We start from the raw sequence: 18904 nt of genomic DNA on the forward strand, positions 1-18904 counted from the left end.
GATCAATCCTCCCGGCGCTGCGACTGCAGCTTGCTGACCAGCGCTTCCAGTTCGGCCAGCTCGTTGTCGCTGACGGCGGCCTTTTCCGACATCCACGCCACGAACGGCGAGATCGACCCCTGCAGGGTCTTCTCCACGAAGCTGCCGACCGCGCTGTTGACCACGTCCTGCTGCTCGGCGGTGGTGTGGTAGCGGTACACGCCGTCCTGCTGGGCGCGCTGCAGGTACCCCTTGGTGCGCAGCCGCTCCATCATGGTCAGCACGGTCGAGCGGGCCAACCCGCGCGCCTCGCCGAACGCCGTGGCGACCTCACCGACACTGGTGGGTTCGTTCTCTCCGATGTACTGCAGCAGGGCCAGTTCCTGGTCCCCGATGGTCTTGCGGCGCATGGCCCGCTCCGGTGACTACACGTGTCGTCACGGTAGGCCTGACTACAAATGTAGTCAATAGCCCGGTCGGCACCCTGCCACACGGCCACATGAACGCTTCAGCCAAACCGTGGGCGGCATAAGCTCCGCCGGTTCAGGAGGCTGCGCTTTCGATCTGCCAGCGCACGAACTCGCTTTCGAATTCGGCCAGGGTGAGCAGGCCGACGCAGGCGTGGGCGCCGGTTGGCAGAGGCTCGCCGCGGGCGAAGCGGCGCGCCAGCAGCACCGCGGCGAAGGTCGGGATCTCCGGGCCGTGCAGCATCGGTGCGGTCAGGTCCCAATGCGCGGTGTGGGTAACACCGCCGCGCAGCCCGCGCAGGGTCACGCGCATGCCGCCCAGGTCGGTGCCGAAGCGGTCGAACCAGCGTCCTGCACGGGCGAAGACGCCGGCCATGGCCTCCATCGGCAGTGGCAACCCGCAACGACGCAGCCAGGCGATGCCGGCCAGGCAGCGCGACAGGAACGGCAACTCCAGCGCGGCGCGGAAGCGCACCGTCAGCACGCCCGGATAGCGCTGCACCAGCAGGTCGTGGTCGGGCACGTCGCAGGCCGCGGCCAGGCGCGGTGCGATATGGGCGAAGCGCACCGGCTGCGGGTCGGCCCAACCGATCACCGGCTGCCAGCGGCCATCGATCCAGCAATCGAACGGCTTGCCGCAGTACGACAGCACCGCGCGCACGGTGGCCATGCCCAACGGCGTGGCCTGGGCGGGCGCAATGACCATGTCGATGCCCTGCAGCCGCTCGAACTGCGGTGCCAGCGCATCGACCACCGCACTGGACAGCGCCGGCAGCGTGCTGGCGCCGCTGATCGCACTACGGCCGGCGGCGCGTGCCGGCGCATCCACCTTCAAGGCGAAATCACGGACGAATTCCCGCCCGTCGGCAAGATCGATGTAGTGCATGCCGGCCTGCAGGCACGCGAGCGCAACGTCATAGCCCTGTCCCTGGAATGGCCCGGCGGTGTGGATCACCAGCTGCGCGCCGGTGGCGGCCAGTTGGTCGGCAAATGCAGGATCGACGGTATCCAACCGGCACAGCTCGATACGCGACAGATCCACCCCCGGCAGGTTGGCCGGGGCCTGCGCGGGATTGCGGCCAGCGGCGATGACGGTGATGCCCGGCGTGGTGGCCAGCGCACGCACGATGCGTGCACCGAAGTGGCCGTACCCGCCGAGGACCAGAACACGACAGCTTTCCTGCTGCATCAAGACGTCCTGCGAGGTTGGATGCGGGGATTATCCGGGAAGTGGACGTTGGGTTTGTCGCCGAAGGCACCCCTCCCCGGCCCTCCCCTTGCCGCTGGCAAAGGGAGGGAGCCAATGCGTCGGCTTGCGGATACGGACCGGGAGCCATGATCCGCTCCCTGCCATTGCCATAGGCTGGGCAGGGGGCGCTCCTGCCCGGGAACCGCCCCCTTTCACCCGCTGCTTACCCCCGCCATCGCAGGCTGGACCTCCCCCATCGAAGCCGAGCGCGCCATGCACCGCATTGTTCTTCTGGCTGGTCTCTCCTTGGCCTGCGCCGCCTGCAGCACCGCACAGGTCACCCAGGTGCAACCCATCGACGGCGTCATCTCGGGCCAATGCCACACCGACAGGGTGCGCGGCGCGGTTGGCCTGGCCGCCGGCCCCGGCACGGTGGAGCGCGCGCGGGTGGACAGCGACAGCCTGCACGTCAGCGTGGTGCGGGGTTCCGATGGCACCACCACCGCCTCCGAACCGGCACCGGCCAGCAGCGGCGGCGACCACCTGACCATCGAAGTCGGCCGCACCAACAACATCACCGCACTGCGCTGCGGCTGAATCCGTTCACCGGAAGCGGCACAGGTACGGATGCAAGCGATATGCTTGCTCCGTCTTCACATGCTCTGGAGTACCGATGCAATTCCCGTCGACGCCGCGCGCCCTGCGCCGCCCCGCCGCCCTGATTGCCACCACCGCACTCGTGTTGCTGCTGGGCGCCTGCAAGGGCCCACCCCCGGAGGAGCAGGACCAGGTCCTGGACCAGGCCCAGCAGGCCGCCCAGGCCGCTGCCGCCGATGCCGATCCCACCCCGCCGCCGCCGGGCAGCTGCGACGCCAGCCAGGTGCAGGGTCTGGTCGGCCAGACCTATTCCGACGCCATGCAGGCGCAGGCCAAGGAAGACGCCGGCGCCAACGATGTCCGCCTGCTCAAGCCCAACCAGCCCATCACCATGGAGTTCATCGGCGAACGCCTGAACATCGAAGTGGATGACAAGGGCGTCATCAGCGGCGTCCGTTGCGGCTGAACAGGAAACCGCCAAAGCCTTGTCCTGCAAGGCTTTGGTTGCGCAAGCAACGATGTATTGCGGCGTCGCAACATGTGTGATCTAGTCGATCGCATCCGGTGACCTTCAGGTGCGCTCCAGGAAGAGCACATCGTGTGCACTGGGTGAGCGCGAGGGCGCCTGCGCTGGTAACGACCGCCGTGACGGCGACCACCTCCAGCCTTTCCCCAGACAAGCCGAGCGATTGCAGTACGTGCGGCGCGCCTCACCCCCGTGTGCATGGCGTGCTTGGCGAGCGGGCGGAAGTGTCGCCGCTCACCTGACATCGCTACGAGGCACAGATGGCCGCCGGTACCCCGCAAGGGCTTTACGACCCGCAAGACGAACGCGACGCCTGTGGTTTCGGCATGGTCGCCCAGCTCGATGACCAGCCGTCCCGCCTGTTGGTCGACACCGCCATCGCCGCGCTCTCGCGCATGACCCACCGCGGCGGCGTAGCCGCCGACGGGCTCACCGGCGACGGCTGCGGCCTGCTGCTGCGCAAGCCCACCGTGTTCCTGCGCCAGCTGGCCGAGGAAGCCGGCATCCGCATCGGCCCGAACTTCGCCGCCGGCGTGGTGTTCCTGCCGCACGACGCCGACGCCGCGCAGCGCTGTCGCGACGAACTGGATGCCCAACTGCGCAGCGCCGGCTGCCACCCGCGCGGCTGGCGCGAGGTACCCACCGATGCCAGCGTCTGCGGTGAACTGGCCCGCGATACGCTGCCGAAGATCGAGCAGGTATTCGTCGACGCCGACGCCAGCCAGGGCGCCGAGCAGTTCGCGCTCGCGCTGTTCCTGGCGCGCCGCCGCAGCGAGCAGCAGCTGCGCGAGGTGGCCGACTACTACGTCACCACGCTCAGCGCCGATGCCATCAGTTACAAGGGCATGGTGCTGCCGGACAAGCTGAGCAGCTTCTACCCGGACCTGCAGCGCCACGAACTGGCCGCCAGCGTGGTGGTGTTCCACCAGCGCTTCTCCACCAACACGATGCCGCGCTGGCCGCTGGCGCACCCGTTCCGCATGCTCGCCCACAATGGCGAGATCAACACCATCGAAGGCAACCGCCACTGGGCGCAGGCGCGCAGCAAGGTGTGGAAGACCCCGAAGTTCGACATCGCCCAGTTCGACCCGGTGATCTCGATGCACGGCTCGGACTCGCAGAGCATGGACAACATGCTCGAGCTGATGGTCGCCGGTGGCATGGAGCTGATCCAGGCGCTACGCATCCTGGTGCCGCCGGCGACCCAGTCGCTGGAGTTCAAGGACCCCGACCTGGCCGCGTTCTACGAGTTCTACGGGCTCAACACCGAACCGTGGGACGGCCCGGCCGGCATCGTCGCCTGCGATGGCCGCTATGCCGCCTGCACGCTGGACCGCAATGGCCTGCGCCCGGCGCGCTGGATGCTGACCTCCGACCGCCACTTCCTGGTCGCCTCCGAAGCCGGCGTGTGGGAAGTGCCCACCGAGCGCGTGGTGCGCAAGGGCAAGCTGGGCCCAGGCCAGATGATGGCCATCGACCTCAAGCGCGGTGACCTGCTCGACTCGGACGCGATCGACCGCATCAACCGCGCGCGCGCGCCGTACAAGCAGTGGCTGCATCAGGGCGTGACCTACCTGCAGACCGAGCTGATCGACCCGTCGCTGGCCGAGGAGCCGTTCGACGAGCCGACCCTGCGCAGCTACCACAAGCTGTTCCAGCTGACCTCCGAAGAGGTGGAACAGGTGCTGCGGCCGCTGGCCGAGACCGGCCAGGAAGCCACCGGCTCGATGGGCGACGACACGCCCATCGCCGTGCTCAGCCGCAATACGCGCCCGTTGTACGACTACTTCCGCCAGGCCTTCGCGCAGGTCACCAATCCGCCCATCGACCCGCTGCGCGAAGAATGCGCGATGTCGTTGAGCACCCAGCTCGGCAAGGAGACCAACATCTTCCATGCCGGCCCGGAGACGGTGAACCATGTCATCCTCAACTCGCCGGTGCTCAGCCAGCGCAAGCTGCGCCAGCTGGTGAAGATGGCGCAGTACGTCGACCGCAATCGCCTGATCGACCTGTCCTACAGCGTCGAGGAAGGCATCAAGGCCGGCATCGAGCGGATCTGCGCGCAGTGCGAGCAGGCCGCGCGCGAGGGCATCGTGGTGCTGCTGCTGTCCGACCGCTACCCGGTGCCGGAGCGCCCGATGGTGCATGCGTTGCTGGCCACCAGCGCGGTGCACCACCACCTGTCCAAGGTGGGCCTGCGCTGCGACGTCAACCTGATCGTGGAGACCGGTACCGCACGCGACGCGCACCACATGGCCTGCCTGCTCGGCTACGGTGCCACCGCGGTGTACCCGTACCTGGCCTACCAGACGCTGTTCGACATGGGCCGGCGCGGCATCCTGCAGTTGAAGAAGGGCGGTGAGGTCTCGCAGATCGGCCGCAGCTACCGCAAGGGCATCTACAAGGGCCTGAGCAAGATCATCTCCAAGATGGGCATCTGCACCGTGGCCAGCTACCGCGGCGCGCAGCTGTTCGAGATCATCGGCCTTGATCCGGACGTGGTGCAGCTGTGCTTCCCGGATGCCACCGCACGCATCGGCGGCGTCAACCTGGCGCGGCTGGATACCGAAGCGCGTGAACTCACCGCGCGTGCGTGGAACGAGCTGGCGCCGGCCGAAGTGGGCGGCCTGCTCAAGTATGTGCATGGCGGCGAATACCACATGTACAACCCGGATGTGGTGCTGACCCTGCAGCGCGCCGCGCGCACCGGCAAGGCCGAGGACTGGCGCAAGTACATGGACGCGGTGCATTCGCGCCCGACCTCGGCGCTGCGCGATCTGCTGCAGCTCAAGCCGGGGGCCACGCCGGTGCCGCTGGATGAAGTGGAACCGGCCGAAGCGCTGTTCAAGCGCTTCGACACCGCCGCCATTTCGCTGGGTGCATTGTCGCCGGAAGCGCATGAGGCGTTGGCGATTGCGATGAACCGCCTCGGTGGCCGTTCCAACTCCGGCGAAGGCGGCGAGGACCCGGTGCGCTACGGCACCGAGAAGCGTTCCAAGATCAAGCAGGTGGCCTCGGGCCGCTTCGGCGTCACCGCCGAGTACCTGGTCAACGCCGAAGTGCTGCAGATCAAGGTCGCCCAGGGCGCCAAGCCCGGCGAAGGCGGCCAGCTGCCCGGCCACAAGGTCAACGAACTGATCGCGCGGCTGCGGTACGCCAAGCCGGGCATCGGCCTGATCTCGCCGCCGCCGCACCACGACATCTATTCCATCGAGGACCTGGCGCAGCTGATCTATGACCTCAAGCAGGTCAACCCGGATGCGCTGGTATCGGTGAAGCTGGTCAGCCATGCCGGCGTTGGCACGATTGCCGCCGGCGTGGTCAAGGCCGGCGCCGACCTGATCACCGTGTCCGGCCATGATGGCGGCACCGGTGCCTCGCCGATCAGCTCGATCCGCTATGCCGGCGTGCCGTGGGAACTGGGCCTGGCCGAGTCGCACCAGGCATTGATCGGCAACGACCTGCGCGGGCGCACCATCCTGCAGACCGATGGCGGCCTGAAGACCGGCCTGGACGTGATCAAGGCCGCGCTGCTCGGTGCCGACAGCTTCGGTTTCGGCACCGGCCCGATGATCGTGCTGGGCTGCAAGTACCTGCGCATTTGCCACCTCAACAACTGCGCCACCGGCGTGGCCACGCAGGACGAGCGCCTGCGCGAGGGTTACTTCACCGGCCTGCCCGAGCGCGTGGAGAACTTCTTCCGGCTGCTGGCCGAGGAAGTGCGCGAGTGGCTGGCGCTGCTGGGCGCGCGTTCGCTGGATGAGATCGTCGGCCGCACCGACCTGCTGGAGCAGTTGGAAGTCTCGCCGCGCGAAGGCGTCAAGGTCGACCTGTCGCGCCTGCTCGCACCAGCGCAGTACCAGGGGTCGCATTGCGCCGCACAGCGCCTGTACCAGTCACCGGACAGCCTGGCCACGCAGATGGACGACCTGCTGGCCGATGCCATCGCGCACAAGCGCGGCGGCGAGCATCGCTTCCTGATCCACAACACCGACCGCTCGGTGGGCACGCGTCTGGCCGGCGCCATCGCCCGCGCGCACGGCAACCACGGCATGGCCGAGGCACCGCTGAACCTACGCTTCCGCGGCACCGCCGGGCAGAGCCTGGGGGCGTTCAACGTCGATGGCCTGAACCTGGAAGTGGAAGGCGAGGCCAACGACTACGTCGGCAAGGGCATGGCCGGCGGTCGGCTGGTGGTACGCCCGCCGCGCGGTGCGCGCTTCGAGGCTCGCAACACGGCGATCATCGGCAACACCTGCCTGTACGGCGCCACCGGCGGCGAGTTGTTTGCCGCCGGCCGCGCCGGCGAGCGCTTCGGTGTGCGCAACTCCGGCGCGCTGGCGGTGATCGAAGGCGCCGGCGACCACTGCTGCGAGTACATGACCGACGGCATCGTCGCGGTGCTCGGCAAGGTCGGCCTGAACTTCGGTGCCGGCTTCACCGGTGGCCTGGCCTACGTGCTGGATATCGACCGCGATTTCGTGGACCGCTACAACCACGAGCTGATCGACATCCACCGCATCTCGGCCGAGGGCTTCGAAAGCTACCGCCAGCACCTGCACACCTTGATCGGCCGTCATCGCGAGATGACCGGCAGCATCTGGGCGCAGCAGATCCTGGATGAGTTCCGCGACTACGTCGGCAAGTTCTGGCTGGTGAAGCCCAAGGCGGCCAGCATCGAATCGCTGGCTGCCGCGCTGCGCAACGCTGCATGACGCCAGAAGCCCCTCTCCCGCTAGCGGGAGAGGGGTTGGGGTGAGGGCGCTTCGAAAGCAGAGCCCCTCATCCGCCCCTTTCGGGGCACCTCGCTCCGCGCCCCTGCCCAGCGCAGCGCGCTGGGCGTTCGGTCTTGTACGAGCCAGTGGCTCGTAGGCAACAAGCCCTCACCCCGCATGCGGGAGAAGGGCTCCTTCCCAGACATCACGAGTTCCCCACCATGAGCCGCAAGCAAGCCTTCCAGTTCCTCGACCTCCCCCGCACCATGCCGCAGCGCATCCCGGTGGAACTGCGCACGTCCGGCGATTGGGGCGAGTTGTACGGCAAGTTCGACAAGGCCGACGCGCAGTACCAGGCCGGCCGTTGCCTGGACTGTGGCAACCCGTACTGCAGCTGGAAGTGCCCGGTGCACAACGCCATCCCGCAGTGGCTGCAGCTGGTGCAGGAAGACCGCATCCACGAAGCCGCGACACTGTGCCACTCGACCAATCCGCTGCCCGAAGTCTGCGGCCGCGTCTGCCCGCAGGACCGCCTGTGCGAAGGCAGCTGCACGCTGGAGGAGTTCGGTGCGGTCACCATCGGCGCGGTGGAGAAGTACATCGTCGATACCGCACTGGCCACCGGCTGGAAGCCGGACCTGCACGCGGTGCAGTCCACCGGCAAGCGCGTGGCCATCGTCGGCGCCGGCCCGGCCGGACTGGCCTGTGCCGACCGCCTGGCGCGTGCCGGCATCCAGGCGGTGGTGTTCGACCGCTATGAGCAGATCGGCGGCCTGCTGCAGTTCGGCATCCCCAGCTTCAAGCTCGACAAGAGCGTGATCGGCCGCCGCCGCGAGATCCTCGAAGGCATGGGCGTGGAATTCCGGCTGGGCGTGGAAATCGGCCGCGACATCACCGTCGATCAACTGCAGGCCGACTATGACGCGGTGTTCCTCGGCACCGGTGCGTACCGCTACACCGACGGCGGGCTGATCGGCCAGGACCTGAAGAACGTGCTGCCGGCGTTGCCGTTCCTGGTGCAGAACAGCCGCATCGTCGGCGGCAACGATCCGCATGGCCGACCGATTGCCGGCTGGGAGGACCAGATCGCCCTGCCCGACCTCAACGGCAAGCGCGTGGTGGTGCTCGGCGGTGGCGACACCGGCATGGACTGCGTGCGCAGCGCGATCCGCCTGGGCGCGGCGCGCGTCACCTGTGCCTACCGCCGCGACGAGGCCAACATGCCGGGCTCGGCGCGCGAAGTGGCCAACGCCCGCGAGGAAGGCGTGCGCTTCCTGTTCAACCGCCAGCCGCTGGCGATCGAGGCCGGTGCCGACGACGAAGTGATCGGCGTGACCGTGGTCGAGACGCAACTGGGCGCGCCCGATGCCAATGGCCGCCGCAACGCCGAGCCGATCGAGGGCAGTGAATCGCTGCTGGAGGCGGACGTGGTGATCATTGCGTTCGGCTTCTCGCCGACCTTGCCCGAGTGGCTGGGTTCGCAGGGCGTGGAAGCCACCGGCAATGGCCGCATCATCGCCGGAGGTGCCGGCCGCCTGCCCTACCAGACCCACAACCCCAAGCTGTTCGCCGGCGGCGATGCGGTACGCGGTGCGGACCTGGTGGTGACCGCGGTGGCCGAAGGCCGCGACGCCGCCGAAAGCATCGTCACGCTGCTGCAGGCCTGAGCCGCTTTGCGGTAACGGAGCACGCCGTACACTAGCGGCGTCTCCCTTCCGGATGTTTCCCGTCATGCGTATCGGCCTGGCCGCCAACCGACTGCACCATGAAAGCACCGACGCGGCGCTGTTCCGTTGGCTGCGTGCCTGCGAGGGCGGCATCCGCGAACTGGGCCTGGAACTGCATGCGGTGGGCCGCACCCATGACGCCATCGTCGGCGCCGGCCCGCTGGCCGACTACCCTGCCCTGCACCGCTACCCGTATGGCCGCGAGGGCGGGTTGATGAAGCTGGTCGCCGAAGTCGTTGGCATGGGCTCGCCGGAGCGCACGCTCGATGGCGCGATCTACTTCATTGATCCGGTGGACCCGTCCTCGATCTTTCCCGAGGCCATCGCGCTCAAGCGCCAGTGCGTGATCCACGGCAAGCCCTTCATCTCGACGGTGGCCACCGCGCGTGACTGGATCGAGATGGAGCGCATCCACGCCGGTCTGGCGCCGGACCCCGGTGCGGACGACCTCAATGACTTCGGCAACCAGTGCCTGGCGTTGATCGCGCACGACGCGCGCAAGCCGCAGATGCTGGCCTTCGCCGCCGAGCACTTCGACGTGCTCTCGCAGTTCGCCGAACGCGTGGGTACCGGCACCACTGGCCAGCGCTTGAACGAGATGGCGTGGAGCCGCGGCTGGCCGCGCGAGAAGGAATGGGTGCAGCGTTTCCAGAGCGGTCCGCTCGGCGGCGATGCACAGATCGCCGACCGCGTGCTGGAGCACCGCTGCCAACGCGCGATCTTCTTCGAGGACCCGCACGTGGCGCGCCAGCATGAGGCCGACATCCAGTTGCTGGAGCGTGCGGTGACCACCGTGACCGATGAAGCGGTGTGCATCACCGCGCCGAACATCGCCGCGCGTTGGGCGCAGGCCGCGGTGCTGCGTCGCTGGCGGGGGTGAGCGTCCCGACGGGCCGGGTTTCTCGCTGAAGCCCCTTCAAGCGCCCCCTCCCCAGCCCTCCCCTTGCCTGCGGCAAAGGGAGGGGCGGTTCTGCTTAGTGCTGTCAGTTCGCGATGAAGCCTGCTCTTGCCCCCTCCCTTTGCCATCGGCAAGGGGAGGGCTGGGGAGGGGTGCTCTTCGCGATTCTCCTCAGTTCAGCAGCAAACTGTTGTTACGCAGCGTCACTTCGCTACCCTGCCCGTCCTGCATCACCCGCACCCGCGCGCCGCTACGGTTGAAACCGGCCGGCAACGGCAACGCCACCTCCACGGTGCGCGGCACCAGGTCCCGCGGTGCCTCCAAGGCCGGAATCGCCACCCGTGCCACTTCACGCCCGCGCGCATCCTCGAGCAGCGCATGCCCGGCACGCGTGGCCACGTGGCCCAGGCTGTGCACGGTCAACAGCACGCGCTCGCCTTCCACGCGCAGGTCGCCGCGGCCGATGCCCAGGTCCGCACGCGTCTCCACCGGTTCGCCCGGCGTGACCAGGGTGAATTCGAACACCTGGGTCTGCTTCGGCAGGAAGCGCAGGCCAGTGCCGACGCTCTTCTCCAGCAGCACCTCGCGCACCTGTGCGGTGCCATCGATGACACCGTCTCCATCACGATCCACGCCACTGCGGACCCGCCAGGTGCCCGGCGCGATGTTCCAACCGGTCAACGTCGCATCCTGCGGCGTGGCGCTCACGTTGTAGGCAATCACCTTGAACGCCTCACGCGACGGCGCATGCACCGCCAGCGCCACCTGCTCCGCGCCGTCGGGCTGCGCGAACGACCAGCTCAGGGTGTGGCCCGGCCAGCTCTGGTTGCGCTTGAGCGCAATGCCGCCCAGGCGCACGCGCTGCAGGAACTCGCTGGGTGCTTCCACGCGATCACTCCACCAGTGGCCTTCGGTGTTCATGTACTCGCGCTGCGCCTTGGCCTGGATGCCATCGGCGTGCAGTTGCTGCAGGTACTTCATGTCGCCGGTCAGCTGCCAGGCGCTGATGTTGGCAAAGCCGCCGGCCCCCTTGTCGGCCTCGGCCAGCAGTTGCTTGCCCCAGTCCTGCTGGCGGCCGAGCACGTCGATGTAGTTCTCGCCGAGGTTGGACAGCACGCCCGGGCCGCCACGCGCCACGCGGTAGTCCAGCCCCTTGAGGTAGCGGTCATCGCCGCTCCAGCGCCAGGCCGCCCAGAACAGGTGCATGACATCGCCACTGCCCGAGCCCTGGTTCAACTCGCCGCCGCGGGTCTTGCCGGTCGCCCAGTGGATTTCGTTGGGCAAGGCCCAGCGTCCCTTGTCGTCGGTGTAGGCATGGGCCAGGTAGCTGTCGGCCAGGCCGGTGACCAGCTTGCGACCGGTCGGGTCGGCGTTGTACTCGCCGACCAGGAACGCCGGGTGCAGCGCCGGGAACGAGTACGGCTTCTGCCACTGCCAGTTCGGCTCGCGGTAGACCTTGTTGCCGCCGTACCAGTTGCTGGAGAACAGCAGGTGGCCCTGCGGATTGGGCAGGATGATGCGTTCATCGAAGGCCTTCACCGTCTCCATCAGGCGCTCGACGGTGAGCGGGTCGCCCCAGTTGAGGTACAGCATCGCGCTGTTGGTGTTGATGCCCTCCTCGTAGGCATGCAACTCGTCGGTCTCGATCGTGCTCAGGCCATGGGAGAACATGCCGTTGCGGTACACCGCGTCGGACAACGCGGTCAGCGAGGCGTTGAGCTTGTCCGGCTGCACGCCCATCAGGGCCAGCCCTGGCCACTGCTGGGTCAGGTCGGAATCGTCGGAGATGCCACCGCCGAAATCGCCGTACGCCACCTGCCGTTCGTCGATCCACCAGTCAACGAAGCGGCGCACGTGCTTGAGGTCCTCGAGCTGGTTGAACGCCCACGCCGGCACGTCCTTCGGCGCTTGCGGCGCGGTGAACGGTGGCCTGCCCTGGCTGTTGTAGCTGATGTAGTTCCAGTACAAGCGGCCGAGCGCGTGGTCCGGGTCCACCCGCAGCAGGTCACTGAGGTCGGCGTAGACGCGCGCGTACAGGCGCTGTCGCTTGGAGGTGGTGTGCTCCTCGACCAGGAAGCCCCAGTTGTCGCGCGCCTGGTTGAAGCGGTCGGCGACGTGCTCCTTGATCGCCTCCTTGCGGTCCTTGAAGACCAGGCGCACTTCGGCCCCGTCCAGCGAGGTGGCGTTGAAGCCCGGTGCGGCCGAGGCGATCGACAGCCACAGGCTGTCGGCGGTCAGGATGCGGTCGCGCAGGTCCAGCCACAGCGTGCGTACCTGGCCCGGCTTCACCGACACCGAGACGTCGATCATGTCGCGCGCCGGCCAGATCGGGTCCTTGATGCGGATGTTGAGCGGGATGACCTTCCCGTCCGGGCCATCATGCGTGGCCGGCAGGTCGAGTGCGGGGATGTCGATGGCCACGCCATCCAGGCCGTCGTGCATGTTCTCCCAGCTGTAGGCCCAGCTGCGGATCAGCGGCTGCGCCGCCGGCGCATCGCCCACCCCGGAGGGGATCAGCACGTGCACGATCGGTGCCGGCGCGGATGGCAACGTGTCCGCGCCACGCTTGCGCGCGCCCGCCCCTTTGGGCAGCGCCATCACCGTGCTGCGCTCATCGGCGGCGAAGCGGCCGTCGATGTAGTCGCGCAGGGGGGCGATGTTGGTGTAGTCCGGCAGCACGCTGCTGTCGATCAGGTAGCGCTGCTTGACCGTTCCTTCCGGCTCGGCTGCGTCACTGACGTGGTAGCCCCAGAGTTCCTGGATCGGCGTCTCCTGCTCCACGTTGCTGAAGTGCAGCACCCCGCCGCGCTGCTCGGTGAAGCCGTCCACGCTGCGCACCACGCCCCTGGGGCGGGTGAACAGGGTGCCTGCGGTGCCGGCCAGCGTGCCGAACGCCGCGCCGCGGATCTCCACGCGGTTGATGCGTTCGCCGTCGGGCACGGTCAGGTCCAGCCGCTGCCCGCCTTCGACGTAGGTGTTCCAGTCCGGCAGCTGGAAGTAGTCATTGCGCCCGGGCAGGCGCGAGCGGTTGTAGACGCCGGGCCAGGTCGTCTCGGCGATGCCGTCGGTGCCCTTCCACATCCACTGCTGCTTGTCCTTGACGTCGGCGAACTCGATCTTGCGGACCGTGGTCACCGGCGTGGACAGCAACGGCGGCGGCGCGCCATCCCAGCCGTGGCGGTGCCACCACGCGCGTTGCGAACCGGTCCCCTCCCCGGCGATGCGCGGCTCGGCATTGCGCGCCAATGCAGCGACGGCAGTGGCATCGAGCAGGCGGTCGTAGACGCGGATCTCGTCGACGTCGCTGCCGCGCAGGAAGTTGTAGCGACTCTGTACCTGGTAGGGCGCCATCACCCGCCCGGCCAGGCCGAACTGGTCCAGCGCCGCGTCATAGTCACCGGTGGTTTCGGCGCGCGCCACTTCGCGGCCATCCACGAACAGCCGCACGCCGTGGTCCTCGTCCCAGCCGAAGGCAATGTGCTGCCACTGCTCGGGACGGGGGATGTGGTCGAGCTTGAACGAGACGCGGGTACGCGCCAGGTTGGCGTCGGTGACGAAGGCGTCGAAGCCCTGCCCGTTCCAGTCGATGCGCAGCCAGGCCATGTCCCAGCTGCTGTGGTCGGCGTAGCCGACGCGGAAGATCACGAACGGCGCCTCACCCACCGCGTAGCGTGCGCGCCAGAAGAACGACAGGGTGCCGCGCGCGGCCTGGATGTTGCCCGGCGCGTTCCAGGACAGCACGCCGTCGTCCTGCCATTGGATGGCGCGTCCGTGCGCGCCGTCATCGACCAGGCTCACCTTGTCCTGGAAGTTCGGTACCGGGTCGCCCTGGGCGCTGTCGGCGACGAAACCGTTGTCGGCCGATACGCGGAACAGCATGCCCGGCGAAGAAGCCCGCGCTGCCGCCGGGAGAGCAGCCAGCAGCGCGGAAGCCAGAAGCAACGGGGGCAGTGCGGAAACAATGGAGCGTGGGGACATCGGGCGTCTCTTGGAAGCATGCAGCGGCGGAACGGTTCCGCATGCGAGGGGCCAAGTTAGCGACGCCAACGCGTCTTCACATCCTGCGTCGCACCATCATTGCCCCGCCCCGGCCTTGCACCGGGGCGGGTTTGCAGCATCAGAACTTGTAGCGCAGGCCCAGCGTGTACTGGCGCCCGGTCTCGCTGTATTCCAGCGGCAGCGACACCGACGGGTTGGACACCCACGACTCCTGTGCTTCGTTGGTCAGGTTGGCGCCTTCCAGGCTGATCTCCAGCTGGTCGCTGATGCGGTAGCGGATCGAGGCATCGAGGAAGGTGGTGCCGCTCTGGCCGTGCACGCCCTGCGCGTCGCTGTTGAAGCCGGCCTCGGTACCCGGTACCTGGATCAGGTAGTCGTCACGGTTGGTGGCCGAGACACGCCCGGACCAGCGCTCGCCTTCGTAGAACAGCGTGGCATTCCACGCGTTCTTCGACAGTCCGGTGAGGTCGGTCTTCTGCGCCGCGGCGCCGGAGCTGGTCAGGTACTGGATCTTGGATTCGACGTAGGTGTAGTTGAGCTGCATGCCCAGGTTCGACCACTTGCCCGGCAGGAAGGTGAACGGCTGGGTGTAGTTGAACTCCACGCCGGTCAGGTCACCGCCCGGGGTGTTGATCGGCACGGTGAACACGAACTCGTCGGTGACGCTGGCGGTGGTGCCATCGAGCAGGTTGGCCGGCAGGCCGCTCTGCGAATAGATGCGGCTTTCGCGGGTGTTCTGGATGAAGCTCTCGATGTCCTTGTAGAACACCGCCACGCCCAGCATCGCACCGGCGTTGAAGTACCACTCGAAGCCCAGGTCGGCGGTCTTGGCACGGATCGGGTCGAGCATCGGGTTACCGCCGCTCACCGTGCGGGCACTGCCGCTGACATTGACCGTCACGCCGGGGGTCAGGCTGCCCAGGCCCGGACGCGACATCACCTTGGCCGCGCCGAAGCGGACCAGGAAGTCCGGGGTGATCTCGGCCACCAGGTTCAGCGACGGCAGGAAATCGTTGTACTCGCGGCCAACCGTGGTGCTGATCGGCGTGCCGCTCGCGGTGGCCACGCCGGTGGAGCTCTGCTTGGTCTTCACGTAACGGGCACCGATGTTGCCCGATACCGGCACCGAGCCGATGTCGAAGCCGAACGTGCCCATCAACCAGGCGCCGCGGTCCTGCTCGGTGACGCTGCGCATGCTGGCCGCGTAATCGACCAGGGCGTAGTCGCCGGTGCCGTTGAGGATGCCGTAGGCATTGACGATGGCGTCGAAGTTGGGGACCACCCACTTGCCCGGCGAGCCGCTCATGCCCTGCAGGCTGGCCTGCTCGGTCATGTCCGCCGGCACGATCTTGCTGCCGTTGAAGGTCGGCACGTTGGTCTCGGTGCCGGCACGGCGGCGTTCGATCGAATCGAAGCGGAAATTCTTGGCCTGGATGCCGCCTTCCAGCGTGAACGACGGCGCGATGGCCCAGGAGAATTCCAGCTGGCCGTTGTCGAAGTCGTTGGAAACGTAGTTCTGGCGCAGGCGCACGGTGGACAGCGTCCAGCCGTTCGGGTCGGTCGGATCGATGCCGTAGTTGAACACCGGCTTGTTGGCGTTGCCACGGTAGTCGTAGCTGTAGCCCTGGACGTTGAGCTTGTCCATCATGATCGTGGCCTGGATCGGGTTCTCGTGCTTGGAACGCGAGGTGCCGACCTTGCCGGTGATCGTGAAGTTGTCGCTCAGGCGGTGCTCGCCGTCGAGGCTGACCTGGTAGAACTCGGTGCTCCACTCGTCGTGGCGGTTCTCGGCGCGGATGTCGACGTTGTCCATCTGCGCGTAGACCAGCGCGCCGTTGCGCACTTCGCCGTCGTTGACCAGGATTTCCTTCTTGCCATCGGCACTGGACTTGCTCAGGCCATTGGCTTCGATGTACTTCTCGTCGCGCTTGGCGTCGATCTTGGAGTACAGCGCATCCAGGCTGAAGGTGGTGCGGTCGGACGGCTTGAACTGCAGCGCGCCGGTCACGCCCAGGCGCTTCTGGTCATGCTCCATCAGCGTGTAGCGCGGGAAGCGCGGCGAGTATACGTCCGAGCGCAGCGCATCCTTGAAGGTCGAGGCCGGGTTGAAGCCACCATTGGTGGTGCCACCGGCCCAACGCACGGTGCCGGTGCCCTCTTCCACCGTCTCGCGCTCGGAGTACGCCACCGACAGCAGCGCACCGAACTTGCCGTCGGCCCAGCTGTTGGCGATCAGCCCGGCGAAGCGCGGCATTGCCGACTGCGAGGCATCGTTGTAGCCGGCCTGCACGTTGCCGACGATGGTCAGGCCGTCATAGTCGAACGGACGCGCGGTGCGCAGGTCCACGGTGGCGCCCAGCGAGCCCTCTTCCACGTCGGCCGAGGCGGTCTTGCGCGCGATCAGCTGCGAGAACAGGTCCGAGGCGAACACGTTGAAGTCGAAGCCGCGGCCGCGGTTGGTGCCGCCCTGGCCATCGCTGCTGCCGACCGTGCTCAGCGCTTCCAGGCCGTTGATGCGCACGCGGGTGAAGTCCGGGCCCAGGCCGCGCACCGAGATGTTGCGGCCTTCGCCGCCGTCACGGGTGATCACCACGCCGGGGATGCGCTGCAGCGATTCGGCCAGGTTGCTGTCCGGGAACTTGCCGATGTCCTCGGCGACGATGGCATCGACCATGCCGGTTTCGCCGCGCTTGATGTCCAGGGCCTTCTCGACGCTGGCGCGGTAGCCGGTGACGGTCACCGCATCCAGTTCGGTCGCCGCGGTACCCGCGTCCTGGGCGGCGGCGGTGCCGGCCTGCAGGGCCAGGCCGATGCCCAGCGCGAGCAAGGTAACCGGTGTCTTTTTTGATGCGTTACGTGGATCCATGTGCTTCCCCTCTCCAAGGTCTACATGCGAATCGGCTGATCGTTATGTACTGCTGAGCGCGGATGACACCGCTAGTCAAAACGGAAAGTAGCAGCTGCGTGAAGGTGGGGCATCTTGCACTGCAACAGGCCGCAAGACCCTTGCAATACCTTGTCCCAAGGACATTCCCGCCCATTGCGGCGACGGGACAGGAGGACAGAAACGGTGAAATGACACCGATAGTCAATTTCCCGTGCCATGATGCGCGCCGGTTCGACGATGAGCAGGAGTCCCGATGAATTCCCCCCGCGTTGTCTGTTTCGGTGAGCTGCTGCTGCGGCTGGGCGCCCCCGGCCACCAGCTGCTGCTGCAAAGCCCTTCCCTGGATGTGCACTGCGGTGGCGCCGAAGCCAATGTCGGCGTGTCGCTGGCCCACTTCGGCCATGACGTGGCCATGGTCAGCGTGGTCGCCGACAACCCGCTCGGTGCGGCGGTCACCGGTGAGCTGCGCCGCCACGGCGTGGACACCGGCCGGGTGCGCCGCGCCGAAGGCCGCATGGGCCTGTACTTCCTGACCACCGGTGCCGGCCACCGTCCCAGTGAAGTGGTGTACGACCGCGCCGATTCGGCCTTCGCCAGCGCGCGCGCCGACAGCTACGACTGGCCGGCGCTGCTGCAGGGCGCGCAGTGGCTGCACCTGTCCGGGGTGAGCCCGGCACTGGGGCCGGAGGCGGCGCAGGCCACGCTGGACGCCGCGCGCGCGGCCTGCGCACTGGGCATCAAGGTCTCCTTCGACGGCAACTTCCGGCCCAAGCTGTGGGAACGTTGGGGCGGGGACGCCAAGGCGATCCTGCGCGACCTGTTCGACTGCGCACACATCGTGTTCGCCGACTACCGTGACATCGGCGTGGTGCTGGGCGGCGAGTTCGCGCAGGCCGATGCGCAGGCGCGCGTGGACGCGGCCGCGGGGATGGCCTTCGCCGCCTTCCCGCGCCTGCAGTACATGGCCTGCACGCAGCGCACCGCGCACAGCGTGGGCCACCATTCGATCGGCGCGATGCTGCTCGGCCGCGATGGCACGCGCACGGTCGCACCGGTCCAGGAGCTGACCGATATCATTGACCGCATCGGCGGTGGCGACGCGTTCGCTGCCGGCGTGCTGCACGGGTTGATCGAGGGCCTGGACGCCGACACCACCCTTCGCTTCGGCCTGGCGGCCGGTTGCCTGAAGCACTCGATCCCCGGTGATTTCAACCCGGTCGGCGTGGCCGACGTGATGGCCCTGATGGGCGAAGGAAAATTCGATGTCCGGCGCTGATCCGCGCGTACGCGCAGTGCTCAAACTGGCCCCGGTGATCCCGGTGTTCACCCCCGAGGACGTGGACGATGCGGTGCAGGTGACACATGCCTTGTTCCGTGGCGGGCTGCCGGTGATCGAGGTGACACTGCGCACGTCCATCGCGCTGGACGCGATCAAGGCGATGGTCGAGGCGGTGCCCGATGCGGTGGTGGGCGCCGGCACGGTGCTGACCGCGGCGCAGATGGAACAGGTCAAGGCGGTTGGCGGGCGCTTCGCGGTATCGCCGGGCGCCACCGACCGGCTGTATGCCGCCGCGCGCGACACCGACCTGCCGTTGCTGCCGGGCGTGGCCACCTCCTCGGAACTGATGCGCGGGCTGGAGCAGGGCCTGGATACGTTCAAGTTCTTCCCGGCGGTGCAGGCCGGTGGTGCGGCCATGCTCTCGGCCTGGAACGGCCCGTTCGGCGACGTGCGCTTCTGCCCGACCGGCGGCATCAGCGCGCAGACCGCCGCGCAGTTCCTGCACCTGCCCAACGTGTTGTGCGTGGGCGGCAGCTGGCTGACCACCCGCGAGCTGTTGCAGGCACGTGATTGGGCCGGCATCGAGCAGTTGGCGCGACAGGCGTCGGTGTTGCCGGGTTGATGGAATGACGGGGCAGGGC

Annotated in this window: 11 protein-coding genes; 7 read left to right on the forward strand and 4 right to left on the reverse strand. The window is 67.9% G+C overall.

Annotated elements, in window-relative coordinates; translation table 11 throughout:
- Positions 1-2: 2 nt before the first annotated feature.
- Positions 3-389, reverse strand: coding sequence for a BlaI/MecI/CopY family transcriptional regulator (locus IB227_RS09715; protein WP_132864026.1), 387 nt, complete (start codon positions 387-389; stop codon positions 3-5).
- 133 nt (positions 390-522) lie between these two features.
- Positions 523-1635, reverse strand: a complete 1113-nt coding sequence (locus tag IB227_RS09720) for a saccharopine dehydrogenase NADP-binding domain-containing protein (RefSeq protein WP_192287169.1) — start codon at positions 1633-1635, stop codon at positions 523-525.
- Positions 1636-1908: 273 nt separating this feature from the next.
- Between IB227_RS09720 and IB227_RS09725 the strand changes: the two genes are divergently transcribed.
- From IB227_RS09725 to IB227_RS09745, 5 genes are all read left to right on the forward strand, one after another.
- Entirely contained in the window at positions 1909-2232 is a 324-nt protein-coding gene (locus tag IB227_RS09725; RefSeq protein ID WP_192287170.1) for a hypothetical protein, read from the forward strand.
- Between the two features lie 76 nt (positions 2233-2308).
- Positions 2309-2698, forward strand: coding sequence for an I78 family peptidase inhibitor (locus IB227_RS09730; RefSeq protein ID WP_132864030.1), 390 nt, complete (start codon positions 2309-2311; stop codon positions 2696-2698).
- Positions 2699-3018: 320 nt separating this feature from the next.
- Positions 3019-7473: a glutamate synthase large subunit gene (gene gltB / locus IB227_RS09735; RefSeq protein ID WP_192287171.1), complete on the forward strand. Its 4455-nt coding sequence runs from the start codon at positions 3019-3021 to the stop codon at positions 7471-7473.
- 221 nt (positions 7474-7694) lie between these two features.
- The gene (locus tag IB227_RS09740; protein WP_192287172.1) at positions 7695-9140 is read left to right on the forward strand and encodes an FAD-dependent oxidoreductase; all 1446 of its coding nucleotides are present in this window, start codon (positions 7695-7697) and stop codon (positions 9138-9140) included.
- Positions 9141-9204: 64 nt separating this feature from the next.
- The gene (locus IB227_RS09745) at positions 9205-10080 is read left to right on the forward strand and encodes a methylglyoxal synthase (protein ID WP_132864034.1); all 876 of its coding nucleotides are present in this window, start codon (positions 9205-9207) and stop codon (positions 10078-10080) included.
- Positions 10081-10269: 189 nt separating this feature from the next.
- On the opposite strand, the gene IB227_RS09750 is transcribed toward IB227_RS09745, so the two are convergent.
- Both IB227_RS09750 and IB227_RS09755 read right to left on the reverse strand, forming a co-directional pair.
- Entirely contained in the window at positions 10270-14076 is a 3807-nt protein-coding gene (locus IB227_RS09750) for a LamG-like jellyroll fold domain-containing protein (protein ID WP_192287173.1), read from the reverse strand.
- A 139-nt stretch (positions 14077-14215) separates the two neighbouring features.
- Positions 14216-16963 (reverse strand): TonB-dependent receptor, encoded by a 2748-nt coding sequence (locus IB227_RS09755; protein ID WP_192287174.1) that lies wholly within the window; start codon positions 16961-16963, stop codon positions 14216-14218.
- 274 nt (positions 16964-17237) lie between these two features.
- On the opposite strand from IB227_RS09755, the gene IB227_RS09760 reads away from it, so the two are divergent.
- Positions 17238-18260, forward strand: a complete 1023-nt coding sequence (locus tag IB227_RS09760) for a sugar kinase (RefSeq protein ID WP_192287175.1) — start codon at positions 17238-17240, stop codon at positions 18258-18260.
- On the forward strand, positions 18247-18885 hold the full coding sequence (gene eda / locus IB227_RS09765) for a bifunctional 4-hydroxy-2-oxoglutarate aldolase/2-dehydro-3-deoxy-phosphogluconate aldolase (protein WP_192287176.1): 639 nt from the start codon (positions 18247-18249) through the stop codon (positions 18883-18885). The genes IB227_RS09760 and eda overlap by 14 nt, the downstream gene beginning before the upstream one ends.
- Positions 18886-18904: the final 19 nt, after the last annotated feature.

Origin of the sequence: Stenotrophomonas sp. STM01 (assembly GCF_014852135.1) — a bacterium.
In the GTDB taxonomy this organism is placed as follows: Bacteria; Pseudomonadota; Gammaproteobacteria; order Xanthomonadales; family Xanthomonadaceae; genus Stenotrophomonas; species Stenotrophomonas capsici.

Bases quoted from the DNA above. Each gene is read 5' to 3' on its own strand.
- IB227_RS09715 (WP_132864026.1), bottom strand. From the start codon at position 389: ATGCGCCGCAAGACCATCGGGGACCAGGAACTGGCCCTGCTGCAGTAC.
- IB227_RS09720 (WP_192287169.1), bottom strand. From the start codon at position 1,635: ATGCAGCAGGAAAGCTGTCGTGTTCTGGTCCTCGGCGGGTACGGCCAC.
- IB227_RS09725 (WP_192287170.1), top strand. From the start codon at position 1,909: ATGCACCGCATTGTTCTTCTGGCTGGTCTCTCCTTGGCCTGCGCCGCC.
- IB227_RS09730 (WP_132864030.1), top strand. From the start codon at position 2,309: ATGCAATTCCCGTCGACGCCGCGCGCCCTGCGCCGCCCCGCCGCCCTG.
- gltB (WP_192287171.1), top strand. From the start codon at position 3,019: ATGGCCGCCGGTACCCCGCAAGGGCTTTACGACCCGCAAGACGAACGC.
- IB227_RS09740 (WP_192287172.1), top strand. From the start codon at position 7,695: ATGAGCCGCAAGCAAGCCTTCCAGTTCCTCGACCTCCCCCGCACCATG.
- IB227_RS09745 (WP_132864034.1), top strand. From the start codon at position 9,205: ATGCGTATCGGCCTGGCCGCCAACCGACTGCACCATGAAAGCACCGAC.
- IB227_RS09750 (WP_192287173.1), bottom strand. From the start codon at position 14,076: ATGTCCCCACGCTCCATTGTTTCCGCACTGCCCCCGTTGCTTCTGGCT.
- IB227_RS09755 (WP_192287174.1), bottom strand. From the start codon at position 16,963: ATGGATCCACGTAACGCATCAAAAAAGACACCGGTTACCTTGCTCGCG.
- IB227_RS09760 (WP_192287175.1), top strand. From the start codon at position 17,238: ATGAATTCCCCCCGCGTTGTCTGTTTCGGTGAGCTGCTGCTGCGGCTG.
- eda (WP_192287176.1), top strand. From the start codon at position 18,247: ATGTCCGGCGCTGATCCGCGCGTACGCGCAGTGCTCAAACTGGCCCCG.